General features: G+C 51.1%; 14 tRNA genes and 1 rRNA gene. All 15 read left to right on the top strand.

The features are described 5' to 3' along the window. Positions 1-79, top strand: a 5S ribosomal RNA gene (gene rrf, locus A6K76_RS17295); the annotation flags it as partial. Positions 80-93: 14 nt separating this feature from the next. Then, positions 94-169 (top strand) — tRNA-Val (locus A6K76_RS12775). A gap of 5 nt (positions 170-174) precedes the next feature. After that, positions 175-250, top strand: a tRNA-Thr gene (locus tag A6K76_RS12780). A 62-nt stretch (positions 251-312) separates the two neighbouring features. Continuing rightward, a tRNA-Gly gene (locus tag A6K76_RS12785) sits at positions 313-387 on the top strand. 5 nt (positions 388-392) lie between these two features. Next, a tRNA-Leu gene (locus tag A6K76_RS12790) sits at positions 393-481 on the top strand. Between the two features lie 13 nt (positions 482-494). Next, a tRNA-Ala gene (locus tag A6K76_RS12795) sits at positions 495-570 on the top strand. 15 nt (positions 571-585) lie between these two features. Beyond that, positions 586-659: transfer RNA gene (locus A6K76_RS12800), tRNA-Met, on the top strand. 6 nt (positions 660-665) lie between these two features. After that, positions 666-742 (top strand) — tRNA-Ile (locus tag A6K76_RS12805). A 25-nt stretch (positions 743-767) separates the two neighbouring features. Continuing rightward, a tRNA-Ser gene (locus A6K76_RS12810) sits at positions 768-860 on the top strand. 29 nt (positions 861-889) lie between these two features. Beyond that, positions 890-964: transfer RNA gene (locus A6K76_RS12815), tRNA-Met, on the top strand. Positions 965-967: 3 nt separating this feature from the next. Beyond that, positions 968-1,043 (top strand) — tRNA-Asp (locus A6K76_RS12820). Positions 1,044-1,138: 95 nt separating this feature from the next. Continuing rightward, a tRNA-Ile gene (locus tag A6K76_RS12830) sits at positions 1,139-1,215 on the top strand. Positions 1,216-1,227: 12 nt separating this feature from the next. Then, positions 1,228-1,303 (top strand) — tRNA-Asn (locus A6K76_RS12835). 5 nt (positions 1,304-1,308) lie between these two features. Next, a tRNA-Ser gene (locus tag A6K76_RS12840) sits at positions 1,309-1,399 on the top strand. 2 nt (positions 1,400-1,401) lie between these two features. Continuing rightward, a tRNA-Glu gene (locus A6K76_RS12845) sits at positions 1,402-1,473 on the top strand. Positions 1,474-1,584: the final 111 nt, after the last annotated feature.

Consider the following 1,584-nt stretch of genomic DNA (forward strand, 5'->3'; position numbering starts at 1 on the left):
ATACCGAACACAGCAGTTAAGCTCTTTAGCGCCGATGGTAGTTGGGGGTTTCCCCTGTGAGAGTAGGACGTCGCTTCGCATATATAATACCTAGGAGGATTAGCTCAGCTGGGAGAGCATCTGCCTTACAAGCAGAGGGTCGGCGGTTCGAGCCCGTCATCCTCCACCATATATGCCGGTGTAGCTCAGTTGGTAGAGCAACTGACTTGTAATCAGTAGGTCGTGGGTTCGACTCCTATCGCCGGCACCATAATAACTTTATTACATATACAACTTTATATACTGTCAGATTAAAATAATCTTATGCATTTTGCGGAAGTAGTTCAGTGGTAGAACACCACCTTGCCAAGGTGGGGGTCGCGAGTTCGAACCTCGTCTTCCGCTCCAAAAATGCCGGGGTGGCGGAACTGGCAGACGCACAGGACTTAAAATCCTGCGGTGAGTGATCACCGTGCCGGTTCGATTCCGGCCCTCGGCACCATTCCTTTTTTTGAGGGGCCTTAGCTCAGCTGGGAGAGCGCCTGCCTTGCACGCAGGAGGTCAGCGGTTCGATCCCGCTAGGCTCCACCAACAAATAAAGATCCTGGCTACCTAGCTCAGCTGGCTAGAGCATTCGGTTCATACCCGAAAGGTCGTGGGTTCGACTCCCTCGGTAGCCATCTTAAGGACCTTTAGCTCAGTTGGTTAGAGCAGACGGCTCATAACCGTCCGGTCACAGGTTCGAGTCCTGTAAGGTCCACCATTCAAAGAACAAGCATATAATATACGGAGGTATACCCAAGTCTGGCTGAAGGGATCGGTCTTGAAAACCGACAGGCGGGTAACACCGCGCGGGGGTTCGAATCCCTCTACCTCCTCCATTTTTAATAATTAAATAATGTAGTATTATCGCGGGGTGGAGCAGTGGTAGCTCGTCGGGCTCATAACCCGAAGGTCGTAGGTTCAAGTCCTGCCCCCGCAACCAAAAGGTCCCGTGGTGTAGCGGTTAACATGCCTGCCTGTCACGCAGGAGATCGCCGGTTCGATCCCGGTCGGGACCGCCATTTTTTGTGGGTTTGTAGCTCAGTTGGTAGAGCATTAGATTGAAGCTCTCCAAACTGATGTCGTGAGTTCGATTCTCATCACCCGCTCCATTTAAGGGCCTATAGCTCAGCTGGTTAGAGCGCACGCCTGATAAGCGTGAGGTCGATGGTTCGAGTCCATTTAGGCCCACCATAGTACAATTATTCCGAAATAGCTCAGTTGGTAGAGCATCCGGCTGTTAACCGGCAGGTCGCAGGTTCGAGTCCTGCTTTCGGAGCCAAATATGGGGACATACTCAAGAGGCTGAAGAGGCGCCCCTGCTAAGGGTGTAGGTCGGGTAACCGGCGCGAGGGTTCAAATCCCTCTGTCTCCGCCAGAGGCCCGTTGGTCAAGTGGTTAAGACACCGCCCTTTCACGGCGGTAACACGGGTTCGAATCCCGTACGGGTCATAGCAAAAACGTGTAGCGAAATTATTCGCTGCGCGTTTTTTTTATGTCTATTTTTATATATATAAATTCACTAGTGTCGCATTAAAATAATTTAATGCGTTAAATCGAACT

The sequence above is a fragment of the Caryophanon latum genome (assembly GCF_001700325.1).
Lineage (GTDB): Bacteria > Bacillota > Bacilli > Bacillales_A > Planococcaceae > Caryophanon > Caryophanon latum.